General features: G+C 61.6%; 23 protein-coding genes. 10 read left to right on the top strand and 13 right to left on the bottom strand.

Annotated features, from left to right (window positions below):
- Window positions 1–33: 33 nt before the first annotated feature.
- Window positions 34–2,385 carry a DNA topoisomerase IV subunit A gene (locus tag OEZ71_RS08060; RefSeq protein WP_263739437.1) on the bottom strand — a complete coding sequence of 784 codons (2,352 nt, stop codon included), beginning with the start codon at window positions 2,383–2,385 and terminating at the stop codon, window positions 34–36.
- Between the two features lie 323 nt (window positions 2,386–2,708).
- On the opposite strand from OEZ71_RS08060, the gene OEZ71_RS08065 reads away from it, so the two are divergent.
- The 4 genes from OEZ71_RS08065 to OEZ71_RS08080 all read left to right on the top strand — a co-directional run bounded on the left by OEZ71_RS08065 (window position 2,709) and on the right by OEZ71_RS08080 (window position 5,116).
- Entirely contained in the window at window positions 2,709–3,329 is a 621-nt protein-coding gene (locus tag OEZ71_RS08065) for an SH3 domain-containing protein (protein ID WP_263739438.1), read from the top strand.
- A 96-nt stretch (window positions 3,330–3,425) separates the two neighbouring features.
- Entirely contained in the window at window positions 3,426–4,256 is an 831-nt protein-coding gene (locus OEZ71_RS08070; RefSeq protein WP_263739439.1) for an SDR family NAD(P)-dependent oxidoreductase, read from the top strand.
- A 76-nt stretch (window positions 4,257–4,332) separates the two neighbouring features.
- Entirely contained in the window at window positions 4,333–4,542 is a 210-nt protein-coding gene (locus tag OEZ71_RS08075) for a twin transmembrane helix small protein (RefSeq protein WP_263739440.1), read from the top strand.
- Window position 4,543: 1 nt separating this feature from the next.
- On the top strand, window positions 4,544–5,116 hold the full coding sequence (locus OEZ71_RS08080; protein WP_263739441.1) for a cob(I)yrinic acid a,c-diamide adenosyltransferase: 573 nt from the start codon (window positions 4,544–4,546) through the stop codon (window positions 5,114–5,116).
- Between the two features lie 48 nt (window positions 5,117–5,164).
- On the opposite strand, the gene OEZ71_RS08085 is transcribed toward OEZ71_RS08080, so the two are convergent.
- Entirely contained in the window at window positions 5,165–5,524 is a 360-nt protein-coding gene (locus tag OEZ71_RS08085; protein WP_263739442.1) for a VOC family protein, read from the bottom strand.
- Between the two features lie 198 nt (window positions 5,525–5,722).
- On the opposite strand from OEZ71_RS08085, the gene OEZ71_RS08090 reads away from it, so the two are divergent.
- Both OEZ71_RS08090 and OEZ71_RS08095 read left to right on the top strand, forming a co-directional pair.
- On the top strand, window positions 5,723–6,484 hold the full coding sequence (locus OEZ71_RS08090) for an electron transfer flavoprotein subunit beta/FixA family protein (RefSeq protein WP_263739443.1): 762 nt from the start codon (window positions 5,723–5,725) through the stop codon (window positions 6,482–6,484).
- Complete coding sequence (locus OEZ71_RS08095; protein WP_263739444.1) at window positions 6,484–7,410, top strand: electron transfer flavoprotein subunit alpha/FixB family protein; 927 nt, start codon at window positions 6,484–6,486, stop codon at window positions 7,408–7,410. Before OEZ71_RS08090 ends, OEZ71_RS08095 begins: the two co-directional genes overlap by 1 nt.
- A 62-nt stretch (window positions 7,411–7,472) precedes the next feature.
- Here OEZ71_RS08095 and OEZ71_RS08100 read toward each other — a convergent pair whose 3' ends face one another.
- Window positions 7,473–8,297 (bottom strand): DUF6473 family protein, encoded by an 825-nt coding sequence (locus OEZ71_RS08100; protein ID WP_263739445.1) that lies wholly within the window; start codon window positions 8,295–8,297, stop codon window positions 7,473–7,475.
- Window positions 8,298–8,460: 163 nt separating this feature from the next.
- Here OEZ71_RS08100 and OEZ71_RS08105 point away from each other — a divergent pair, with 163 nt between their 5' ends.
- Window positions 8,461–9,336 carry a 3-hydroxybutyryl-CoA dehydrogenase gene (locus tag OEZ71_RS08105; protein WP_263739446.1) on the top strand — a complete coding sequence of 292 codons (876 nt, stop codon included), beginning with the start codon at window positions 8,461–8,463 and terminating at the stop codon, window positions 9,334–9,336.
- Window positions 9,337–9,435: 99 nt separating this feature from the next.
- Here OEZ71_RS08105 and OEZ71_RS08110 read toward each other — a convergent pair whose 3' ends face one another.
- From OEZ71_RS08110 to OEZ71_RS08140, 7 genes are all read right to left on the bottom strand, one after another.
- Window positions 9,436–10,242 (bottom strand): lysophospholipid acyltransferase family protein, encoded by an 807-nt coding sequence (locus OEZ71_RS08110; RefSeq protein WP_263739447.1) that lies wholly within the window; start codon window positions 10,240–10,242, stop codon window positions 9,436–9,438.
- Between the two features lie 89 nt (window positions 10,243–10,331).
- Window positions 10,332–10,616, bottom strand: a complete 285-nt coding sequence (locus OEZ71_RS08115; protein WP_263739448.1) for an HPr family phosphocarrier protein — start codon at window positions 10,614–10,616, stop codon at window positions 10,332–10,334.
- Window positions 10,613–11,014, bottom strand: a complete 402-nt coding sequence (locus OEZ71_RS08120; protein ID WP_263739449.1) for a PTS sugar transporter subunit IIA — start codon at window positions 11,012–11,014, stop codon at window positions 10,613–10,615. Before OEZ71_RS08120 ends, OEZ71_RS08115 begins: the two co-directional genes overlap by 4 nt.
- Window positions 11,011–11,937: an RNase adapter RapZ gene (gene rapZ, locus OEZ71_RS08125; protein ID WP_263739986.1), complete on the bottom strand. Its 927-nt coding sequence runs from the start codon at window positions 11,935–11,937 to the stop codon at window positions 11,011–11,013. Before rapZ ends, OEZ71_RS08120 begins: the two co-directional genes overlap by 4 nt.
- A 5-nt stretch (window positions 11,938–11,942) precedes the next feature.
- Window positions 11,943–12,353 (bottom strand): HPr kinase/phosphorylase, encoded by a 411-nt coding sequence (locus OEZ71_RS08130; RefSeq protein WP_263739450.1) that lies wholly within the window; start codon window positions 12,351–12,353, stop codon window positions 11,943–11,945.
- Window positions 12,354–12,373: 20 nt separating this feature from the next.
- Entirely contained in the window at window positions 12,374–14,104 is a 1,731-nt protein-coding gene (locus OEZ71_RS08135; protein ID WP_263739451.1) for a sensor N-terminal transmembrane domain-containing protein, read from the bottom strand.
- Complete coding sequence (locus OEZ71_RS08140; protein ID WP_263739987.1) at window positions 14,101–14,802, bottom strand: response regulator transcription factor; 702 nt, start codon at window positions 14,800–14,802, stop codon at window positions 14,101–14,103. Before OEZ71_RS08140 ends, OEZ71_RS08135 begins: the two co-directional genes overlap by 4 nt.
- A gap of 373 nt (window positions 14,803–15,175) precedes the next feature.
- Between OEZ71_RS08140 and OEZ71_RS08145 the strand changes: the two genes are divergently transcribed.
- Window positions 15,176–16,774 carry a phosphoenolpyruvate carboxykinase gene (locus OEZ71_RS08145; protein WP_263739452.1) on the top strand — a complete coding sequence of 533 codons (1,599 nt, stop codon included), beginning with the start codon at window positions 15,176–15,178 and terminating at the stop codon, window positions 16,772–16,774.
- A gap of 63 nt (window positions 16,775–16,837) precedes the next feature.
- Here the strand turns inward: OEZ71_RS08145 and OEZ71_RS08150 are convergent, their stop codons facing one another.
- On the bottom strand, window positions 16,838–17,596 hold the full coding sequence (locus OEZ71_RS08150; RefSeq protein WP_263739453.1) for a sulfite exporter TauE/SafE family protein: 759 nt from the start codon (window positions 17,594–17,596) through the stop codon (window positions 16,838–16,840).
- A gap of 164 nt (window positions 17,597–17,760) precedes the next feature.
- On the opposite strand from OEZ71_RS08150, the gene OEZ71_RS08155 reads away from it, so the two are divergent.
- Window positions 17,761–19,422 (top strand): acyl-CoA dehydrogenase family protein, encoded by a 1,662-nt coding sequence (locus OEZ71_RS08155; protein WP_263739454.1) that lies wholly within the window; start codon window positions 17,761–17,763, stop codon window positions 19,420–19,422.
- 84 nt (window positions 19,423–19,506) lie between these two features.
- Here the strand turns inward: OEZ71_RS08155 and OEZ71_RS08160 are convergent, their stop codons facing one another.
- Entirely contained in the window at window positions 19,507–20,730 is a 1,224-nt protein-coding gene (locus OEZ71_RS08160) for an MFS transporter (RefSeq protein ID WP_263739455.1), read from the bottom strand.
- Between the two features lie 32 nt (window positions 20,731–20,762).
- On the opposite strand from OEZ71_RS08160, the gene OEZ71_RS08165 reads away from it, so the two are divergent.
- Window positions 20,763–21,251, top strand: a complete 489-nt coding sequence (locus tag OEZ71_RS08165; RefSeq protein ID WP_318527815.1) for an META domain-containing protein — start codon at window positions 20,763–20,765, stop codon at window positions 21,249–21,251.
- Here OEZ71_RS08165 and recO read toward each other — a convergent pair.
- Window positions 21,242–21,961: a DNA repair protein RecO gene (recO, locus tag OEZ71_RS08170; protein ID WP_263739456.1), complete on the bottom strand. Its 720-nt coding sequence runs from the start codon at window positions 21,959–21,961 to the stop codon at window positions 21,242–21,244. The two genes, OEZ71_RS08165 and recO, sit on opposite strands and share 10 nt — an antisense overlap.
- Window positions 21,962–22,064 lie beyond the last annotated feature (103 nt).

Below are 22,064 nucleotides of genomic sequence, written 5' to 3' on the forward strand. Positions count from 1 at the left end.
CGGGGTCTCAATGCCCCCGAGGCGGCCCCCTTCTCAGGAAAACCGGTTGTCGCGCGGGAACCCATGTGGTGGTGCCTTGCCGACACCGGCGCGGCGCGCGATCCAGTCGGCCATGTCCTCGGTTCTTGTATTGCCGTTCGACATCGCCCAGCTCAGCCCATCGGCGAGGGCAAATGTCGTCACGTCCGACAGGCCACCATCAAGCTCCAGCACACCCTGCCGCCCGCGCGCCATGTTGTATTTCTGAAGCCGCACGCCCTTGCCACGCGTCATCTCGGGTAATTCAGCGAGCGGGAAGACCAGAAGCTTGCGGTTCTTCGAGACGATGGCGACATGATCGCCCACGATGGGCTTGCAGACGGCCAGCTTATTGCCTTCAGCAAGGTTCATCACCTGTTTGCCCGCCCGGGTCTGGGCGACGATCTCATCGGACGGAACCGTGAACCCCTCGCCCGCGGTCGAGGCGACGATGAAGCGTTCGCCGGGCCGGTGCACCAGCAGGGTCACGATATCGGCCTCGTTCGGCAGGTCGACCATCAGCCGCACCGGCTCGCCCATGCCTCGCCCGCCGGGCAGGTTGGCGCCCAGAAGCGTGTAAAAGCGGCCGTTGGTCCCTGCCAGAAGGATCTTGTCGGTCGTCTCGGCATGGAAGACAAAGCGGCCCTCGTCGCCGTCCTTGAACTTGACCTCGGCATCGAGCGGCTGATGCCCCTTCATCGCCCGGATCCAGCCCATCTTCGAACAGATGACCGTGATCGGCTCCCGCTCGATCATCGCCTCCAGCGGCACCTCTTCCACTTCGCCCGCCTCGGCAAACGTCGTGCGCCGCGCGCCGCCGGGCGCGTCCTTGCCGAACTGCTTTTGAACGTCACGAAGCTCGCCCGCGATCTTTTTCCACTGAAGGCTTTCGTCGTTTAGCAGGTCGTCAAGTTCCGCGCGCTCGCGCATCAACTCGTCCTGTTCCTTCAGGAGTTCCATTTCCTCAAGCTTGCGCAAGCTGCGCAGGCGCATGTTGAGGATCGCCTCGACCTGCACCTCGCTCAGCCCATCCTCGGTATGAGGCAAAGATAGAGGCGAGACATAATCGTGTTCCGACGTCGCGCGGGTCTGCTTGCGCGACCAGTCCTCGGCCATCAACGCGGCCTTGGGATCGGCGTCGTAGCGGATGATGTCGATGACCCGGTCGAGATTCAGGAAGGCGGTGATGAAACCTTCGAGCACTTCCAGTCGGTGGTCGATCTTGTCCATCCGGTGCTGTGACCGGCGGATCAGCACGTCCTGCCGGTGCGACAGGAAGGCGCGCAAAACCTCTTTAAGCGAACAGACCTTGGGCACCCGCCCGTCGATCAGCACGTTCATGTTGAGCGAAAACCGCGTCTCAAGGTCCGAGTTGCGAAAGAGCATGCCCATCAGCATCTCGGGGTCGACGTTCTTCGAGCGCGGTTCCAGCACGATGCGGATATCGTCGGCGCTCTCGTCGCGGACATCGGCCAGCAAGGGCACCTTCTTGGTCTGGATCACCTCGGCCAGTCGTTCGATCAGCTTCGACTTCTGCACCTGATAGGGGATCTCGGTGACGACAATCTGCCAGGTGCCCCGCCCCTGATCCTCAACCGCCCAGCGCGCCCGGGTGCGGAAGCTGCCGCGCCCGGTAAGGTACGCCTCGCGCATCGCCTCTTTCGTCTCGACGATAACGCCGCCGGTCGGGAAATCCGGCCCTTTCACATATTCCAGCAGCGTGTCGTCGCGGACGAGTTCAGAGTTCTTGGCCTTGGCCAGATGCACGCAGGCCTCGATCAGTTCATCGAGGTTGTGCGGCGGGATGTTCGTCGCCATGCCGACCGCGATACCCGAGGCGCCGTTCGCCAGAAGGTTCGGAAAGGCGGCGGGCAGCACGACCGGCTCTTCCAACGTACCGTCATAGTTGGGGCGAAAGTCGACCGCGTTTTCGGCGAGCCCTTCCATCAACGCCTCGGAGGCCGCCGTCAGGCGGGCCTCGGTATAACGGCTGGCGGCCGGGTTATCGCCATCGATATTGCCGAAGTTTCCCTGACCGTCGACCAGCGGGTAGCGCACGTTGAAGTCCTGTGCGAGCCGCGCCATCGCATCATAGATCGCGGCATCTCCATGGGGGTGATAGTTCCCCATCACATCGCCCGAGATCTTTGCCGATTTACGGAACCCGCCGGTCGAGGATAGCTTCAGTTCCCGCATTGCAAAGAGGATACGCCGGTGGACCGGCTTCAACCCGTCACGCGCATCGGGCAGCGCCCGGTGCATGATCGTCGACAAAGCATAGGTCAGATAACGCTCGCCGATCGCCCGGGCGAGCGGTTCGGAGGTCGTGGCGGGCAGGATGTTGCGGTCTTCGGAGTCGTTGCTCATGCATGTTGTGTAGTTCGGCGGCTGCATCCGGTCCAGCCGGAATTTCCGAACAAAGGGGGAGCCGTGCGCGGATTTTCCCCTGCCGCCACCTGCCCACCCGCCGCTATCCCGGAAGAGTTAGTTGGTTTGGAGAGGTCATGTTCCGGCTCGCAATATTCATAGGCTTCGTCGTGTTTCTCTATCTGGTTGGACAGCAGCACGCTCTCGAACCCTCGGCCAAACCAACCCATCCGAGACTGGAGATCAGTTCCATCTGACCGCTCGCGGGAACCGCGCGTTCGCCATGCGAGTTGTCATGCCGTGCGCCGGATACTGGATGCCATATGATACGCCTTATCAAATTCTCTTCGATCCTCGTTGTCGCTTTGATTGCAGTCGGACTTTTATCGGGCCGCAGCGATCCAAGCGACGATGCCAAGCCCGCATTTGACCGAACGACAGAAAACCTCGTCTCGTCCATCACCGATCAGTTCTCGCTGGAAGCCGCCGCACCCCACCCCGCAGAGCCGGACATGGTCGCAACCTCGCCTCAGGTCAAAGCGCATCGGCGGCTGGCCGTTGCGGGCGTCACTCCACAGCCCGAAGTCATCAGGGCCGAACTTCTCCCCCCGCGCTCAGACAAATTGATTGCAATACGGACCGGGTTGAAGTTCGCTGACCCGGCTTCCGTTTTTGCTGTTGAAAACCGGAAAGAGACTCCCGTTCGGGAACCGGGAACGAACGACATACCTGCTGAAAACGCCCCGCTTTGGAAGGTTACAGCCAGCCGTCTGAATGTGCGCACGGGTCCATCTGCAAACGATGCCGCAATCGGAGCCATCACGCGCGGAACGGTCGTCGCGGTGATCGGGTCCGAGTTATCGGGCTGGCTCCCAATCCGCGCGACGGAACCTGAGCTTGAGGGCTACGTCGCCCAGCGCTTCCTGGCACCTGCCGACAACTGACATGCTACGACGCCGGGTTAGAATTCGCTGGCCTGCATGAACCGCGTTGCGCCACGGGCCCGGAGACGGTAGCGAAATGGTCGAAAGGCAGGCCTCATGACGCGATCCATTCTCATCACTGGCTGTTCCTCCGGCATCGGCTACGACGCCGCCCACGGGCTGAAACGCGCGGGCTGGCGTGTTTTTGCGACCTGCCGGAAGGAAGAGGATTGCGAGCGGTTGCGCGGCGAAGGGCTGGAAAGCTTCCTGCTCGACTACACCGACGAGGCGACGATTGATGCGGCGTTGAACGAGGCGTTGAGCCGCACCGGCGGCACTCTGGACGCTGTTTTCAACAATGGCGCTTATGGCTGCCCCGGCGCGGTGGAGGATCTGCCGACGGGCGCTTTGCGCGAAATCTTTGAGACCAATCTCTTCGGCTATCACGAACTGACCCGCCGGATCGTGCCGGTGATGCGCAAGCAGGGGCATGGAAGGATCATCAACTGCTCGTCGGTTCTGGGTTTCGTGCCGATGCGCTGGCGCGGTGCCTATGTCGCGACGAAATATGCGCTCGAAGGGCTGACCGAATGCTTCCGGCTCGAAATGGCCGATACGCCAATCCACGTGATCCTGATCCAGCCGGGCCCGATAACCAGCCGCATCCGGGTCAATTCGATCCCGCATTTTGAACGCTGGATAGACTGGGAAAACTCGCCCCGTGCCGAGCAATACCGGAATTCGCTTCTCCTGCGGCTTTACAAGGACAAGACCAAACCCGACAGGTTCGAATTGCCCGCCTCGGCGGTTACGGCGAAACTTATCCGGGCGCTGGAGGCTGCGAATCCTGCACCGCGCTATTTCGTGACGACGCCGACCTATCTGATGAACGCCGCGCGGCGCTTGCTTCCGACGCGGACGCTTCTGTGGTTGACCGGGCGCAGTTGACGCGACGGGTCGCCGCATCCATTGCGCTGGCATCCAACACGCCTGCGGAGTAGAAAGCGGCCAACCGGAGGTGCGCATGGCCAACGATCCCCTATTCCTCATCGCGGCGGGCGCCTGTTTCGTCGTCCTGATCATCCTGATGATCGGCATTGGCGGATTTGCCAAGGGTGGCGATTTCAACCGCAAGCATGCCAACCGGATCATGCGGTACCGCATCATCGCGCAGGCGGTGGCGGTCGTTTTGATCCTGATGTTCGTCTTCCTTTCCGGTCGGGGAGGTCTCTGACATGGTCGTCCTCAACAAGATTTATACCCGGACTGGCGACAAGGGCGAAACTGCGCTCGGCGACGGCACGCGGGTGGCCAAATACTCGATGCGGGTCGCTGCTTATGGCACGGTCGACGAAACCAATTCCGTCCTCGGCCTCGCCCGGCTTCACGCAACGGGCGAGATGGACGCCGCCCTCGCCCGCATCCAGAACGACCTCTTCGACCTCGGCGCGGATCTCTGCCGCCCCGAGATGGAGAAGGACGGCGAAGCGGGCTATCCGGTCCTGCGGATGGTCGACAGCCAGGTTGTCCGGCTTGAGGCAGAAATCGACGCGATGAACGCCAGATTGGAAGCCCTGCGCAGTTTCATCCTACCCGGTGGGTCGGCCCTTGCCGCGCACCTGCATCTCGCGCGCACCGTCTCGCGCCGGGCAGAGCGCATGGCGGTCGAACTCGCCACAATGGAATCGGTGAACGGGGCCGCGGTGAAGTATCTCAACCGCCTGTCGGACTGGTTCTTCGTTGCCGCCCGCATCGCCAATGACGACGGCCGCGCCGATGTACTTTGGGTTCCCGGTGCGAACCGCTGACCAGATCCGTAGGGTGGGTTTAAAACCCACCCTACTTCGGGAACGCGTTCACGCCGGTTGCCACAACTCGATCGGATTACCCTCGGGGTCGTGAATACGGGCGAAGCGTCCGATTCCCTCCATCGTCATTTCATGACTGACCGCAATGTCTGCATCGCACAGCTGGGTCAGCATCCTGTCCAGATCAGCCACCCGGAAATTCAGCATGAATGCCTTTTCCACCGGGAAATAGTCCGTATCGGCGGAAAACGGGGCAAAGACCACCACGCCTTCATCGCTGCGCCAGGGCTGCATCTCCATATCGGTCGGCGCGGGGTTGATCCCCAGATGATCAGAATACCATGTCTTGAGGGCGTCCGGGTCCCGGACGCGAAAAAAGACCCCGCCAATTCCGGTCACTCTTTCCATGGCGATCCTCCCTCAACCACTCCTGCATTTCTATCACGCGACGGCCTCTGAGGCACCTCGTGTCAAAACGTGGCGTCGATGCGACAAAGCGCGTCGATTTTACACTGTTTTCGCAGCCGCAGAACCGCTAAGGGACGTCCGGGAGCTTTTCTTGCCGCCCGAGTGCGGGCGGCTTCGGTATTAAGGGAGATCAAGCCCATGAAGGTACTCGTGCCTGTCAAGCGGGTGATCGACTACAACGTGAAGGTTCGCGTGAAAGCGGACGGATCGGGTGTCGATCTCGCCAACGTAAAAATGTCGATGAACCCGTTCGACGAGATTGCCGTCGAAGAGGCGATCCGCATCAAGGAACGCGGTGAGGCCGAAGAGATCATCGTGGTCTCCATCGGCGTCAAGCAGGCGCAGGAAACTTTGCGCACCGCGCTGGCCATGGGCGCCGACCGCGCGATCCTGATCGAAGCGGCCGACGACGTTCATACCGATATCGAGCCTCTCGCGGTTGCGAAGCTCCTGAAAGCCGTTGTGGAAGCCGAACAGCCCGGCATCGTTCTCTGCGGCAAGCAGGCGATCGACAACGACATGAACGCCACCGGCCAGATGCTGTCGGCTCTGCTCGGCTGGTCGCAGGCCGCTTTCGCGTCCGAACTGAAGCTGGAAGGCGACAGCGCTGTCGTGACCCGCGAGGTCGATGGCGGTCTGCAGACGATCAAGGTCAAGATGCCTGCCATCGTGACGGTCGACCTGCGCCTGAACGAACCCCGCTACGCTTCCCTGCCGAACATCATGAAGGCGAAGAAGAAGCCGCTGGAAGAGAAAACCGCCGCCGATTACGGCGTCGATGTCACGCCGCGCCTGACCATCGTCAAAACGACGGAACCGGCGGGCCGCAAGGCCGGCGTCAAAGTGGGCTCGGTCGACGAGCTGATTGCGAAACTCAAAGACGAAGCGGGGGTGATCTGATGGCTGTTCTTCTCCTGGGTGAAGTGACCGACGGTCAGCTTTCCGTCGATGCCACCGCGAAGGCGCTGACCGCTGCCAAGATGCTTGGCGACGTGACCGTGCTCTGCGCCGGTGCCAAGGCTGCCGATGCGGCGGCCGAGGCCGCGAAACTTGACGGCGTGAAGAAGGTGCTTTGCGCCGAGGACGCTTCGCTCGGCCATCGTCTGGCCGAACCGACCGCGGCGCTGATCGTCTCGATCGCCGGTGACTATTCGCACATCGTCGCCCCGGCGACGACCGATGCGAAGAACGTGCTGCCGCGCGTCGCCGCCCTTCTCGACGTGATGGTCATCTCGGACGTCTCCGGCGTCGTAGACGCCGACACGTTTGAGCGCCCGATCTATGCCGGTAACGCAATCCAGACGGTGAAGTCCTCGGACGGAAAGAAAGTTGTCTCGATCCGCACCTCGACATTCGATCCGGCCGGTGCCGGTGGTTCGGCCCCGGTCGAAACCATCTCGGCAGCCGCCAATCCGGGCCTTTCGGAATGGGTTGAGGACAAAGTCGCGGCCAGCGACCGTCCGGAACTGACCTCTGCCGGAATCGTCGTCTCGGGCGGCCGCGGCGTCGGCAGCCAGGCTGACTTCGCCCTGATCGAGAAGCTCGCCGACAAGCTCGGCGCCGCCGTGGGCGCCTCGCGCGCTGCCGTTGACTCGGGCTATGCCCCGAACGACTGGCAGGTCGGCCAGACCGGCAAGGTCGTCGCCCCGCAGCTCTATGTCGCCATCGGCATCTCGGGTGCGATCCAGCACCTTGCGGGCATGAAGGACAGCAAGGTCATCGTCGCGATCAACAAGGACGAAGAGGCGCCGATCTTCCAGGTCGCCGATTACGGCCTTGTCGCCGACCTCTTCGCCGCCGTGCCGGAACTGACCGACAAGCTCTGAGCATCAGGACATCGATCGGAAAAGGCCCGCTGATCAGCGGGCCTTTTCTGTTTCATTCGCCTTTACGCCTTCAACACCCGCCTCAGGACAGGCGCCAAAGCCTCTGCCACTTCTTCATGCACCCTGGGTCCGGGCATCGCTGCGGCTGCCGGTTCTTCGAGCGGCGCAAATCTCATGTCCTCGGTGCCGCAATTGCGCGCAGCAGAACTTGGCGTGACATGAACAAGTTCCGTCGCGAAAGGACGGATCGACGCCACCATTTCATCATCAACCATCAGCGGTTCGGGTCCGAGATCGTCCTGTCCATCCTGCCTTGACCCTGATATCCAGAGCAGCACCGTCTTGCCCTCGATTTTCTGCAGCAGAGTCCGCATGCGCGCGGTCCAGGCAGATTTCAACTCGTCCTCGACCAGCGCGAATTTCTCTTCCGACACCGCCTTCAGCGCCGAGAGCATGTGCCGGGTGAAGTGGAATTCGGTGAAGTCCACCTCTCGGAAAACCGTCTTCATCAGGTTCGAAGCACGCAGAAACCGGTCATTGCGGCGCGGATGGACCGCGTAGAACCGGTTCGACATGTTCTGCGCGCCCATAAGCTGGATCACCGTCACCTTCGCCCTTGAACAGGCGTCGATGATCACCGGTTCGTTCGCGAAGACATCGGCCCCGGCATTCACGTAGCCGAAATTCACCACTGCGAGGTCCAGCATGCCTTCCAGCAATGTCGGGAAAGGCTCCACGACGAACTTGCCATAGGTCTCGGTCCCACCCAGCACGGCAGCGTAAGCGCCTTCAAGCCTGCGCCGCGGCCCCCGGAACAAAAGCTTTGATTGCCCGTACCGGCAGGGATAGTAGTCCAGCGATCCTTCGCTGGCATATTCGTAGGCCATTGATCCCACCCTTCTTGATATTCACCCGAGGACGAATCTGCGGCATGAGTCTTGCCAAAAGCCTAAACCTACAATTCGAACGGTCCGTTCGCCTGCTTATGCCTTGCACCCGGCACAGAGGGGTGCCTATGGTCATGCGCAACAGCAAAGTGAGGATCGGGCAATGAACGTGGCATCGGTGGGCATCGTCGGCGCGGGTCAGATGGGCAACGGTATTGCCCATGTCTTTGCATTGGCCGGTTTCGACGTACTGATGACCGATGTCAGCCAGGAGGCGCTCGACAAGGCGGTGGCGCTGGTTGACCGCAACATGGAACGGCAGGTCAGCCGCGACAAGATCAGCGCTGCGGACAAGAAAGCGGCCATGGGCCGGATCAAGACGACGCTTAAACTGGCCGATCTTGGCAAGACGGATCTGGTGATTGAGGCCGCGACCGAACGCGAGACGGTCAAGCAGGCGATCTTCGAGGACCTTTTGCCGCATCTGAAGCCCGAGACGATCCTGACCTCGAACACATCGTCGATCTCGATCACCAGGCTCGCTTCGCGCACCGATCGGCCTGAGAAATTCATGGGGTTCCATTTCATGAACCCGGTGCCGGTCATGCAGCTTGTCGAACTGATCCGGGGGATCGCCACTGACGAGAAAACCTATCAGACGCTGGTGAAAGTGGTCGAGAAGCTCGGCAAGACCGCAGCTTCGGCCGAGGATTTCCCCGCTTTCATCGTCAACCGCATCCTGATGCCGATGATCAACGAGGCGGTTTATACGCTGTACGAAGGAGTCGGTAGCGTGAAGTCGATAGACGAGAGCCTGAAGCTCGGCGCAAACCATCCGATGGGTCCGCTGGAACTGGCCGATTTTATCGGACTCGATACCTGTCTGGCGATCATGAACGTGCTGCATGAAGGGCTAGCGGATACGAAATACCGTCCCTGCCCGCTTCTGACGAAGTATGTTGAGGCAGGATGGCTTGGCCGCAAGACCCAGCGCGGTTTTTACGATTATCGCGGCGAAATTCCGGTTCCGACACGGTAACGAAGCAGCCGGGTCAAACAATTATTCTTTAAAATTTTTCCGCACCCGCAGGGAGCGCCCGGTTTCGGAAAACCTTGTTTCAAGATTTATCTGAAAGCCCTACTCGCCCAAGGCAAGCGTGGTTTCCCTGAGCCAAGCCAGCAACTCGCGCGTGTCCCCGGTGTGGGCTTTCAGTTCCTCAGGTGTAATTGGTTGGCCAATAACAGGCGCCTGTGGCTTGTAGAGTGCCTTGCGGATCTCGTGCAGCAGAAGGCCCTGACGGACGGTCGCCGAGATCTTGTCGGCTGCATGGTAGAGCCGCGTATTGCGGCCAGGGAAGAAGATCGGCAGCACCGTTGCACCTGAACGCAAGACCATCTTCGCGGTGAAGGGGTTCCATTCCGGTTCAATCACCGGGCCGAACATGGTCTTGCTGGTGGCGACCTTTCCGGCAGGAAACAGAATGATCACCCCGCCGTTTTTCAGATGCGCCATGCAGGTGTTCCGCATCTCAAGGCTCTGCTCGCGGGCGTTTTCCTCATGCGGAAACGGCACCGGCAGCATGAACTCCTCGATCTCCGGAATGCCGGTCAGAAGCGAGCGGGTAAGGATCTTGTAGTCGGTCCTTACCCTGCCGACGAGTTCGCCCATGATCAGCCCGTCGACAAGCCCGTGGGGATGGTTTGCGACGACGACGAGCGGCCCCTCTTTCGGGATAAGCGCAACCTGTTCCTCGGGCGTCAGGACATCGATTCCCATAGCCTGCATGGCCTTGGTGAAGAACGGTTGACCGAACGGCACGCCCGAGCGTTCGAATTCACGAATCTTGCGGATCAGATGCAGTTTGCCCGTCATCCACTCTATCACGCGGATGGTGCCCGCCTTGTACGGGTTGGTGAACGTGCCCGCATAGGACAGGCGCCGCATCTCATAGGGTTTCGAAGCGGCTTCGCGGCGTTCGTGCTGGGGCGTTTTGTGCAGTATTCCGGGGTCCTCCGATTGCGGGCCCGGGTGGCTCAGTAATCTTCCCCGAAGCGGTTGGCAACCAGCGCTTCAAGCGCCTCGGCGAGTTCCGCCGCGTCATTGCCGCTAGTCCGGACTTCGATCACCGTGCCCCTTGAGGCCGCCAACATCAAGAGCCCCATGATCGAATCGCCCGAAACGCTCATCCCGTCCTTGCTGACCTCTGCGCTGGCGTCATGGGCCTCGACGACCTCGACGAACTTGGCAGAGGCGCGGGCATGCAGGCCCTTTTCGTTGACGATCTTCAGATTTCGCGCCGTCGCAGTGCCTGTTGTCATTGGCTGGCCTGTCCCGAACCCACGTAGCAGTTGATATATTTGCGCCCCGCATCCAGGGCTGATGCCGCGGCCTGCGGCACCGGCAGGTGGCGCGATTTTGCAAGCTTGATCAACATCGGCAAATTCGCACCGTAAAGGATCTGGCGGTCGTCACTGACGCAGGCGCAGAGGCTGAGATTGGAGGGAGAACCACCGAACATGTCGGTCACGACGACCACACCCTCGCCGGTGTCAACGGCGTCGGCGGCAGAACAGATCTCCGCCTGTTTGGCGGCGCGGTCATGATCCTCTTCGATCGAGATCGCGCGGATGCCCTGCTGCTTGCCCACGACATGCTCAACCGCGGAAAGATACTCCCGCGCCAAGCCGCCATGCGCGACGATCACGATCCCGATCACGCCTTTTCACCTTGTACAGAATCCGGGACCCCACCGCCCCGCCGTTCCAATTCCCGGTGCCTCTTAGACACCCGCCAACCGGCCTCCGCAAGCGCTTTGGCCATTTTTTCCGCAACGGCAACCGACCTGTGTTGCCCTCCGGTACACCCAAAACCGATGGCAAGATGGCTTTTGCCCTCGTCGACCTGTGCCGGCAGGAGCAGCAGGAGCAGGTCGCGGACCTGATCGAAAAAGGCCGAAAAGCGTTGATCCGATTCGACGTAGTGCACAACGGCCGGATCACGACCGTCGAGTGAGCGCAATGCGCCTTCCCAATGCGGGTTCTTCAGAAACCGGCAGTCGAACATCATGTCGAGCCCGCGCGGCACGCCGCGCTTGTACGAAAAGGAATGAACAGAGACAGCGATCTGGCTTGTCTGCCCCTGCCCGAAGATCCGGGCGATCTCGGCCTTAAGGTCGTGGGGTGATTGATCGGTTGTGTCGATCAGAATCTCGGCCCGCGCCCGGATCGGAACCAACAAGTCGATCTCGCGCGCCACCCCTGCGGCCGGAGTTTCGGCATCTGCCAGCGGATGGCGGCGTCGGGTTTCGCCGTAACGGCGGACGAGTTCATCGGGCTGACAGTCAAGATAGAGAACCTCCGGCGCGGCATCGGGCAACCGGGTCAGCCGGTCGATTAGTTCGATCAAGGCGGTTGCCGAAAAATCTCGGTTCCGAACATCGATGCCAAGCGCGACGGGCCGTCCAAGCGGCGGGCCGTCCATCAGGCGCGGAATGAGGCTGAAAGGGAGGTTGTCGATCACCTCGTAGCCAAGATCCTCTAATGCATGAATCGCGGTGGAGCGCCCCGCCCCCGAAGGACCCGTGACCAGAACGATCCGCTGACCACCGTTTGCACCTGTACCGTCCGCCAATCCTGTCATCTCTGTCATGCTGCCCGACCTGCCTTAAGATATTGCAGGATTGCGGCTGGAAAATGGGGGCTCTCGATCCTGTGAAGAAGCGGCAATTCCACACCCAGCACGGAATGGGTGCGCAAAGGCGGCAATCGTTCGCTTTCCAGATGGGCAAGATCGACGGCAAGGGCGAGCCGCGCTACGGCAAGTGTTTCGGCCCGCAACAGGCCGACACCCCGCGCTTCTATCTTGCCACGGATAGCCTCGGGCGCGGTGGCGACGGCGACACCGTCGCGCGTTGCGACCGCTGTCCGGTCATCCGCCACGAGATCGCAACCAAGCGCCATCAGCTGAAGTGCAAGGCCCGACTTGCCACTGCCTGAAGGGCCGAAAATCAGCACGCCGCGCCCGGCCAGCGCGACACAGCTTGCATGCAGGATCATCGCCCGGGTCTCTTTTCCGCTCACACCGGAAGGCCCACGACGAAACGGGCGCCCAGCGGTTCAGACGTGATATCGGCATCGGTTGGCCGGATATTTTCGGCCCAGATCACCCCGCCATGCGCCTCGACGATCTGTTTGGAGATGGCAAGGCCAAGGCCGGAATGTTCCCCGAACTGACCCGGTGGACGTTCCGAATAGAACCGCTTGAAGATCTTGGTCAGTGCCTGATCCGGAATGCCCGGTCCGGTATCCTCGACGACGATCAGCACCCGGTTTTCGCGTTTGCGGGTCCAAACCCGCACCGCGTCCCCTTCCTGGCAGAAGGAAATCGCGTTCGAGATAAGGTTGACGAAGACCTGCGCCAGACGACCTTCAAGCCCGGTGATCATGATCGGCTTGCTCGGCAGGTCCGAGATGAAGTCGACACCTTTTTCGTGGGCCTCATTGCCAAGGTAATCGGTAATGCTGCCCAGCATCTTGAGAAGGTTGAACTCCTCCTCTTCTTCCTTGACCAGTTCGCTGTCCAGCCGCGAGGCGTTGGAAATGTCGCTGACCAGACGGTCGAGCCGCCGGATGTCGTGGTCGATGACATCAAGCAGCTTGGTGCGCTGATCCTCGCGCTTGGCGACACGCATCGTGCCAACGGCCGAACGGAGCGAGGCAAGCGGGTTCTTGATCTCGTGCGCAACATCGGCGGCAAACTGTTCATTTGATTCAATGCGTTCGTACAACGCAGTCACCATTCCGCGCATCGCCCCTGACAGGCGCCCGATTTCATCCGGCCGGGCGGTCAGGTCGGGGATACGGACGCGCGACGGCGACATTTTGCGGGCGTTCTTGTCGCGGCCGATTTCGGCAGCGGCGGCAAGATCGGACAGTGGGTTGGCAATGGTCGAGGCAAGCACCAGGCTCAGTCCGATCGAGACGATGATGGCGATGACGAACATCTGCAGCACCTGTTCGCGTTCGACGCGGACAAGCTGGTCAATCTCGCCGGCGACGGACGTGATGGCAACCACACCGATAATCTTACCATCGTGCCGGATCGGAGTGGCAGCGGTAAAGATCGCTTCACCCGCCTTGTCGCGACCGGTCCGGATCTGGGTCTGACCGGCCAAGGCCGCGGGCACCAACTCGCGCGCCAAATCCTCCCCACCCCTAATCGGGTCAAGTTCGTGCGTGGGCGCAAGGATCCCGGCAATGCCTTCCCAAATCGAATTGAGAATGTCGGTAATCAGTGTCGAACGGTGATCTCGGCTCAGGCCTTCCACGACCTCGGAATCAGGGCGCTCCATCCCGACTGAAGTTACGACCAGATGTTCAAGAGGATCGAAGATAAACAGTTCCGCGCCATCCGACAATTCGATCCTGCGAACGGTGCGCAGAGGGTCGATGCCGACCCCGGCCGAAAGGCTTACTTCCCCCCGATCCGGAAGCTGGGCTTCAAACACATTCGCGATAAGCTGCGCCTCGGCCACGAGCCCGCTTTCGCGCTGCAATACCAGACTGTCGCGGAACGGGTTGAGATACAGCACACCCGCGACCAGCACGATCATTGCCATCAGATTGAAGGTGATGATCTTGCGCGCCAGCGGCGAGCGGTTGAGCGAGATGAAGCCGCGCCGTTCTCTGCCTTCGCGGAGTTCGGATTCTACAATCCCGTCGGGTGCGGTCCAGTCCTCTCCAAGGACGACATCCGCGCGACGTGAATCAGGTTGATCGCGCAAGCCGATCCTCGACATCCGGGTCATTCTTCGTTGTAGCGATACCCGATTCCGTAGAGCGTTTCGATGGCGCTGAAATCGTCATCCACGGTGCGCATCTTCTTTCTGAGCCGTTTGATATGGCTGTCAATCGTGCGGTCGTCGACATAGACCTGATCGTCATAGGCCACATCCATCAACTGATCGCGGCTTTTGACGAAGCCAGGCCGCTGGGCCAATGCCTGCAACAGCAAGAACTCGGTGACGGTCAGCGCGACATCGCGACCCTTCCAGGTTACCGAATGGCGCAGCGGGTCCATCGTAAGGGCGCCGCGCGTCATGATCTTGGTTTCCTCGGTCGTCGCGACCTCACCCGACTCGATCGCTTCCTGACGGCGCAGAAGCGCACGGATGCGTTCGACAAGAAGCCGCTGCGAGAACGGCTTTTTCACATAGTCGTCCGCGCCCATACGCAGACCCAGAACCTCGTCGATCTCATCATCCTTTGATGTCAGAAAGATGACTGGCATCGACGTTTTCTGACGCAGCCGCTGCAGCAGGTCCATGCCGTCCATCCGCGGCATCTTGATATCCAGGACGGCCATATCCGGCAGACGCTTGTTGAACGCGTCGAGCGCGGATTGCCCGTCGTTATAGGTTTCAACCTCGAACCCTTCGGCTTCGAGTGTCATGGCGACTGATGTCAGGATGTTCCTGTCATCGTCGACCAGCGCGATCCTCGACATGTCGATATCCCTTGTACTGCTCACGAATGCCTTTGTTTTCCTATCATATTCCATCTTACGCATCGCAGAAGCAACCGATATGTGCGAATCGGGCCCTTGCGGCGAATCAGGTCTGCCGAAAAAACTACGACATTGACCAATTTGCCGCACTTTCGGGCATCGTTGCCATTTCGCCGCCGATCCGCCGGGCATGATTGCGCTAAACTCCGAATGATGGCGCTAACCGGAACAAAGCCTTCTGTTCCATACTTTTACGGGCATGATATAGGGGCCGTGTCAGCCCCGGTCCGGGGGCTGACCGACGCCCCTGGCAGGCTGGGGTGTCAGTTCTTTGACCCATGAACCGCCGCGCGACGGCATCGGGAGCATGAATATGACAAATGGACGGGTGAACCCCTCGCAACGCTTGGAAGATCAGGGCATCGCGGGGATCGGCAACGTCTATTACAACTTCCTCGAACCGGCGCTGATCGAGGCCGCGCTGAAACGCGGGGAAGGCACACTGGGCAAAGGCGGGGCCTTGCTCGCCACCACCGGCAAGCATACGGGCCGCTCGCCCAAGGACAAATTCGTTGTCCGCACCCCCTCGGTCGAAGATTCGATCTGGTGGGAAAACAACAAGCCTATGGCGCCCGAGGCGTTCGACCGGCTTCATGCCGACATGCTGGCCCATATGAAGGGCCGCGACTATTTCGTGCAGGACCTTTATGCTGGCGCCGACCCGGAACACCGGCTGGATGTGCGCGTGGTGACTGAACTGGCCTGGCACGGCCTTTTCATCCGCCACCTGCTGCGCCGCCCCGATCGGTCGGAACTGGATGATTTCATCCCCGAATTCACGATCATCAACTGCCCGTCCTTCAAGGCGGACCCGGCCAAGCATGGTTGCCGGTCCGAAACCGTGATCGCGATGAACTTCGACAAGAAGCTGATCCTGATCGGCAACACCGCTTATGCGGGCGAGAACAAGAAGTCAGTCTTCACGCTTCTGAACTACATCCTGCCGGGCAAGGGCATCATGGCGATGCACTGCTCGGCCAACCACGCCATCGGCGACCCCGACGACACGGCCGTCTTCTTCGGCCTCTCGGGCACCGGCAAGACGACGCTCTCGGCTGATCCGTCGCGCACGCTCATCGGTGACGACGAACACGGCTGGTCGGATACCGGCACCTTCAACTTCGAAGGCGGCTGCTATGCCAAGACCATCAACCTTTCGGCCGAGGCCGAGCCTGAGATCTTCGCGACCACATCGCGCTTCGGCACGGTCGTCGAGAACATGGTCTTCGACCCCGAGACCTTCGAGCTTGACTTCGAGGACAACTCGATCACCGACAACATGCGCTGCGCCTATCCGCTGGAGGCGATCTCCAACGCCTCGCCCACTTCGCGCGGCGGCCAGCCGAAGAACGTGATCATGCTGACTTGCGACGCCTATGGCGTGCTGCCGCCCATCGCGCGGCTGACACCGGCGCAGGCGATGTATCACTTCCTGTCGGGCTTCACGTCGAAGACGCCGGGCACCGAAGTGGGCGTGACCGAACCGATCCCGACCTTCTCCACCTGCTTCGGCGCGCCCTTCATGCCGCGCAGACCCGAAGTCTACGGCAAGCTCCTGCAGGAAAAGATCGCCGGAACCGGCGCGACCTGCTGGCTCGTGAATACCGGCTGGACCGGCGGCGCCTATGGCACCGGCAAGCGCATGCCAATCAAGGCTACCCGCGCGCTCCTGACCGCCGCGCTCGACGGGTCGCTGAACGACGCGCAGTTCCGCAAGGACCCGAATTTCGGCTTTGAGGTTCCGGTCAGCGTTCCGGGTGTCGATGCCCAGCTGCTCGACCCGCGCCAGACCTGGGCGGACAGCGCGGCCTACGACGCGCAGGCCAAGAAACTGGTCGACATGTTCGCAGACAACTTCGCGCAATATGTGCCCTATATCGACGCGGAAGTGAAAGCCGCCGCGATCGGCTGATATCCGGGAAAGAGTGGGGGGCGCTGCCGCCACGCCCCCGGAGTATTTCCGAACGCAAGAAGATCAGAGCGTCAGAGCCCGCCGGACAAGGTTGAGCCCGGTGATGGCCAGCACGATCAGTGTCCAGCGCCGGAAACGGCGCTGGTCAAGCCGGTCCTGAATCGCGAAACCTGCGTAAAGTCCGGCCATCGCGGGCAGGGTCAGCGCCGCGGAAAGAGGCAGCGTCTGTCCGTTCACGACCCCGGACCCCAGATGCGCCGCCAGAAGCATCGCCGAGCCGATCATATAGACCACGCCCTGAACCCGCACGTTTTCCCGTTTCTCGACATCCAGCGAGATCAGGAGCGCGATGGTCGGCGGCCCCCAGACACCGGATATTCCGCCGAAGAACCCGCCGACAAGTCCGGTCGTGACCTCGGCCCGGCCCCGGTTCCGGGCCTCGAACCGCATTTGCCAGCCTGCAAGCTGCGTCAGCGCGAAGACCACAATTGGCAAGCCAAGGGTCATCAGCATCACGGCCTGCGGCATCACCGGAACTAGCTGCGCCGCAATCGCGATGGTGATGCAAAGCGTGATCAGCAGCCGCCGGTATTCCAGCGTCGTGGCCAGAGCCGCCCGCCAGCCCTGCCGCAGGGCCTGCGCCAGATTGGTCCCGAGCGTGGGCAGAATCAGGGCGGCCAGCGCCTGCTCGGCAGGCAGGAAGGAAGCAAGGCCCGAGATCATGATCATCGGCATGGCAAAGCCGACCGCGCCCTTGACGATGCTGGCAAATACGGTGACCGCCAGCGCCATCAGCAAAATCGTCAGGTCCAGTCCAAACATCGACAAAGTGCGCCTCCTGCCCCCGCTATAGCGGGAAAGCGGGATGGCTGCACCGCGATTCCGCCACGACACTTTCGTACGGTCAGCGCCAAACCTGTGAATTATTATTGCGCTGCGACTGCAAAATGGCTACCACGATGCAACCGCAGAAAAGGAGCCGCCCCATGGCACATGACGGAGCCGATATGCCCAACGCCATCCTGCCCGACCTTCTCCAATTGACCGCAGCCGCATTGCCGCCGGTCGAGGCACTTCTGGCTGAGGCGACGACGGGGCTGCGGGCGCGTGTCAGCCGTGACGGCAAAGTGTCAGGCGCGGCGCTTGAGGAACACCAATTCGCTGCCCACGCCCTTTCATGGTTCGCCACCTACGTCGAGTCGCTCCGGCAGATGCGTGGCTGGGCGGGTCGGATTTCCGAAACTGGCGCCTTGGGCGAGATGGAGACGCTGATCCTTCAGATCGGCTTCGGCGAATACCTTGCGCAGATCGCCGGCGGCATCCCGATGAGCCAGGGCGAGGTCGCGCGGCTTTCCGACCTTGCCCTCTCCTGGGCGCCCGAAGGTGCTGCGGCCACGTTGATCGCCGGGGGTAACACCCCTGCCGCACGGTCGCGGCTGGTCGTGCTCATGCGCGACAATCACGGGCGCGCGACCGTCGGGGCAACGGGCCTCGACGAAGACCTTGAAATGATCCGCGACCAGTTCCGCCGCTATGCCGAAGAGAGAGTGGTGCCAAACGCGCATGACTGGCATCTGCGCGACGAGTTGATCCCCATGGGGATCATCGAGGAGCTTGCCGAACTCGGCGTCTTTGGCCTGACGATCCCCGAGGAATTCGGCGGGCTTGGCCTGTCGAAGGCCTCGATGGTTGTCGTTTCCGAAGAACTCAGCCGCGGCTATATCGGTGTGGGGTCGCTTGGCACACGCAGCGAAATCGCCGCCGAACTGATTCTCTGCGGCGGCACGCCCGAGCAAAAGGCGCATTGGCTGCCGAAACTGGCCTCGGGCGAGATTCTGCCGACAGCCGTCTTTACTGAACCCAATACCGGCTCCGACCTCGGCAGCTTGCGCACCCGTGCTGTGAAGGATGGCGATGACTGGACCGTCACCGGCAACAAGACCTGGATCACCCATGCCGCCCGTACCCATGTGATGACGCTGTTGGCACGCACCGATCCCGAGACGACCGACTATCGCGGCCTGTCGATGTTCCTTGCCGAAAAGACCCCCGGCACCGATGCCGAACCCTTCCCGACACCGGGCATGACCGGCGGCGAGATCGAGGTTCTGGGTTACCGTGGTATGAAGGAATACGAGCTCGGCTTCGACGGGTTCAAGGTGAAGGGCGAGAACCTTCTGGGCGGCGTGCCGGGTCAGGGCTTCAAGCAGCTCATGCAGACCTTCGAGAGCGCTCGCATCCAAACCGCCGCCCGCGCCATCGGCGTCGCGCAATCGGCGCTGGAGGTCGGCATGAAGTATGCCGAGGACCGCAAGCAGTTCGGCAAGGGCCTCATCGAGTTCCCGCGCGTCTCGGGCAAGCTTGCGATGATGGCGGTCGAGATCATGATCGCCCGCCAACTGACCTATCATTCGGCCTGGCAGAAGGACCACGACAAGCGCTGCGATCTGGAGGCCGGGATGGCAAAACTGCTGGGTGCCCGCGTGGCATGGGCATGCGCCGACAACGCTTTGCAGATCCATGGCGGCAACGGCTTTGCGCTCGAATATCAGATCAGCCGCATCCTCTGCGACGCCCGCATCCTCAACATTTTCGAGGGTGCCGCCGAGATTCAGGCGCAGGTTATCGCGCGCAGGCTGCTCGACTGAGGCCAATGGCCCCGCATTCTTGCGGGGCCAAGAAAATTTGAATTTTCTTGGCAAAAATCTTCAAAGATTTTTGCGTGCTCCCGTTCAGGCCGCTTCGGAGGTGGTCTGGCGTGTCTCACCCAGCCGCGGGTGAAGCCGGCCTGCGACCAGAACCATCGTCGCAAGCCCAGCCGCACCTGCAGCAAAGACCCCCGTAATGGGCGCGACCAGAAGGACCAGCCAGGCCGCCGCCGGCGACACGATGCCCGACACGTCGCGGAAGCTGGAATAAACCGCCGACATCTCGGTGCGTTCGGCGGGCCTTACCGCCATCAGGAATGGCAGGCCGCCGAACGTGTCGAGCATGACCAGAAAGAGCGACGCGGCAAAAAGTGCCGCAACCGCGAGCGGCGGCCAGACCTGCCCGAACACGGCCAGAAGGAAACAGGCGGCGCAGGCCGCAAATGTAGTTCGGATCGCCCGCCTCAAACCGCGCCTTTGCATCCAGCGCAGCATGAAGGGTGACAGGAACAACATGAGGTTCGAGAGCGAGAAGGCAATACTCGCCACCTTGTCGCCAAGCCCGGATTCAATGCAGAAGATCGGCAGATAGACGACATAGATCCACCAGCCGGTAGACCTCAGTACGGCAAAAAGCCAGCCCGCGATCAGACGCGGCTGACGGAAGAAACGGCCCAGATAGGCCAGTGGATTGGGCGCAGGTCCCCGGGCGCGTGTGATCAGCTTGCCGTTGCCCAGCCGCATGTACCAGAAGGTGGACAGAAGCGCGATCGCGAAGCCCATGGCCATGAGAAACGGCAGGGGCGCCCAGATATTCCACAAAAATACCCCGAGCATCGGCCCGAGGAACCACGACGCGGCGCTGAAGAGCATCTTCAGCGTCTCACCCCGTCCCAGTTCATGCCGCGCGATGTAATCCATCACGTAGGCGTTGGTGCAGATGAAAACCGTTACGGTGGCGAGGTTTGAAACGACGAGCGCAAGGGGCGTCAGAAATGGTCCGCCGATGATCGCGCATGTGCCGCCGATCAGATAGAAACCAACGCCTCCGGTATAGACCCAGCGCCGGGGGATGACCCGACTGACCGCCGGTACCAACAGCCCCCAGACGAGTGCGGCGATTCCGGCGGCAAGGTAGATCAGGCTGACCGCCGCCGCATCCTCTGCCATTGCGCGGTACAGCACGAGCGGCCAGATGGAGATCAGAAGCCCGCGCAACGAGGCCTCAATGCCCGTCAGCACGGCAAATCCCTTCACGCCCGGCACAGGGGCGTGACGCAGGTTTTCGGGGATATAGCGACTGATCATCGGGCCTCCGCCGTCCAGAAGCCTGCAAATCCATGCCGCGTCTCGACATTTTGCGACGCAGACCTGTCGGATTGGGGCCGTTCCAATACGGACTTGCGGTCGAAAGCGGGATCGTGCCTGATGGCACCATGCGTCTGATCTTCATCCTCCCGCTTCTTCTCGCCACCGCCTGTCAGGGCAATGAAACCGTCGCGGCCTATGGTGCAGGCAATGGTAGCTGGCAACTCACCGAGATTGACGGAGTGCCCTTTCCCGCGCGCGCCACGCTCAGCTTCCCGGAACCGGGACGGATTGCCGGAGAGGCGCCCTGCAACATCTATTCCGGCCGCATGGACGCGCCGTATCCGTGGTTCGAGGCCAAGGACCTCGCCGTCACCCGTCGGGCCTGCCCCGATCTGGCGGAGGAGACCACATTCTTCGAAGGGCTTTCGGCGATGACGCTCTCAGAAATTTCGGGAGACACCCTGATCCTGTCCACCCCCGATGGGCGCGAAATGGTCTTTACCAAGGATCAACCATGACGGGACAGCATTTCGATGAACCGGCGGCGCGCCTCGGGCAGCTTCCGGTGCAGATCATGTGCAAGGCGGTGTTCAAGAAAGTGTCCGGTCGTTGACAGTCCGGCGGTCAACTGGCCCGGTGTGGCCGGGCCCTGCCCGAGCAGGCAGGCGGGGAGTGGCAGCAGCCGGTCAGCCCAGTCCCCCGCCGCATCACGCGCCACCGCGCGGCCGGATTTAGGGCTGACATATGCAAGATCCTCGCGCCCGCCACTTACTGCACAACGGCTCAGATCCAGACCGTAGCCAAGTTCCTCCAGAAGCATGAGTTCCCACCGCAGATAGTCGAGGACCCAGTCCTGTTTCGCACCCAGACAATCCAGCAGATTGACGGTCGCCGCGTAAAGATCCGGATGCGCCTCACGCTCGGGCAGGGCGAAATGCAAGAGCGCGCAGATCGCGTTCAGGCCCGCAAGCGCCAGCCTGTCGGACATCAGCCCGGCCCGAGATTTTAGCGGTTCGACCGTGAATGTGCCGATATGCTCCTCCAGCCGTCCGCGCCATGTCACGTCAAGCTGGGCGCCCGGTTGCAGGACTGGTGCGATCTTTCGCGAAGTGCCGCCGCGGACGACACCGGCATGACGGCCGTGAAGGGCGGTAAAGACCTCGATGATGGCCGCCGTCTCGCCATGACGGCGGACAGAGATCAGCGCGCCCTCATCCCGCCAGTCCATTCCGCCTCCGTCTGATTGTGCCGAATATGCTCGTGACGGAGGAAGAAACCCATATCCCGCGCTGGGTCGCAAGAGCCGGGCGGAAAAACCTGCGCCCACGCCT

Source organism: Albidovulum litorale (assembly GCF_025751495.1).
GTDB classification, from domain to species: domain Bacteria; phylum Pseudomonadota; class Alphaproteobacteria; order Rhodobacterales; family Rhodobacteraceae; genus Albidovulum; species Albidovulum litorale.

Bases quoted from the DNA above. Each gene is read 5' to 3' on its own strand.
- OEZ71_RS08100 (WP_263739445.1), bottom strand. From the start codon at position 8,297: ATGGCCTACGAATATGCCAGCGAAGGATCGCTGGACTACTATCCCTGC.
- OEZ71_RS08090 (WP_263739443.1), top strand. From the start codon at position 5,723: ATGAAGGTACTCGTGCCTGTCAAGCGGGTGATCGACTACAACGTGAAG.
- OEZ71_RS08070 (WP_263739439.1), top strand. From the start codon at position 3,426: ATGACGCGATCCATTCTCATCACTGGCTGTTCCTCCGGCATCGGCTAC.
- OEZ71_RS08060 (WP_263739437.1), bottom strand. From the start codon at position 2,385: ATGAGCAACGACTCCGAAGACCGCAACATCCTGCCCGCCACGACCTCC.
- OEZ71_RS08080 (WP_263739441.1), top strand. From the start codon at position 4,544: ATGGTCGTCCTCAACAAGATTTATACCCGGACTGGCGACAAGGGCGAA.
- OEZ71_RS08105 (WP_263739446.1), top strand. From the start codon at position 8,461: ATGAACGTGGCATCGGTGGGCATCGTCGGCGCGGGTCAGATGGGCAAC.
- OEZ71_RS08140 (WP_263739987.1), bottom strand. From the start codon at position 14,802: ATGTCGAGGATCGCGCTGGTCGACGATGACAGGAACATCCTGACATCA.
- OEZ71_RS08150 (WP_263739453.1), bottom strand. From the start codon at position 17,596: ATGTTTGGACTGGACCTGACGATTTTGCTGATGGCGCTGGCGGTCACC.
- OEZ71_RS08085 (WP_263739442.1), bottom strand. From the start codon at position 5,524: ATGGAAAGAGTGACCGGAATTGGCGGGGTCTTTTTTCGCGTCCGGGAC.
- recO (WP_263739456.1), bottom strand. From the start codon at position 21,961: ATGGACTGGCGGGATGAGGGCGCGCTGATCTCTGTCCGCCGTCATGGC.
- OEZ71_RS08065 (WP_263739438.1), top strand. From the start codon at position 2,709: ATGATACGCCTTATCAAATTCTCTTCGATCCTCGTTGTCGCTTTGATT.
- OEZ71_RS08135 (WP_263739451.1), bottom strand. From the start codon at position 14,104: ATGACCCGGATGTCGAGGATCGGCTTGCGCGATCAACCTGATTCACGT.
- rapZ (WP_263739986.1), bottom strand. From the start codon at position 11,937: ATGACAGGATTGGCGGACGGTACAGGTGCAAACGGTGGTCAGCGGATC.
- OEZ71_RS08130 (WP_263739450.1), bottom strand. From the start codon at position 12,353: ATGATCCTGCATGCAAGCTGTGTCGCGCTGGCCGGGCGCGGCGTGCTG.
- OEZ71_RS08110 (WP_263739447.1), bottom strand. From the start codon at position 10,242: ATGCGGCGCCTGTCCTATGCGGGCACGTTCACCAACCCGTACAAGGCG.
- OEZ71_RS08145 (WP_263739452.1), top strand. From the start codon at position 15,176: ATGACAAATGGACGGGTGAACCCCTCGCAACGCTTGGAAGATCAGGGC.
- OEZ71_RS08095 (WP_263739444.1), top strand. From the start codon at position 6,484: ATGGCTGTTCTTCTCCTGGGTGAAGTGACCGACGGTCAGCTTTCCGTC.
- OEZ71_RS08160 (WP_263739455.1), bottom strand. From the start codon at position 20,730: ATGATCAGTCGCTATATCCCCGAAAACCTGCGTCACGCCCCTGTGCCG.
- OEZ71_RS08115 (WP_263739448.1), bottom strand. From the start codon at position 10,616: ATGACAACAGGCACTGCGACGGCGCGAAATCTGAAGATCGTCAACGAA.
- OEZ71_RS08075 (WP_263739440.1), top strand. From the start codon at position 4,333: ATGGCCAACGATCCCCTATTCCTCATCGCGGCGGGCGCCTGTTTCGTC.
- OEZ71_RS08165 (WP_318527815.1), top strand. From the start codon at position 20,763: ATGCCGCGTCTCGACATTTTGCGACGCAGACCTGTCGGATTGGGGCCG.
- OEZ71_RS08155 (WP_263739454.1), top strand. From the start codon at position 17,761: ATGGCACATGACGGAGCCGATATGCCCAACGCCATCCTGCCCGACCTT.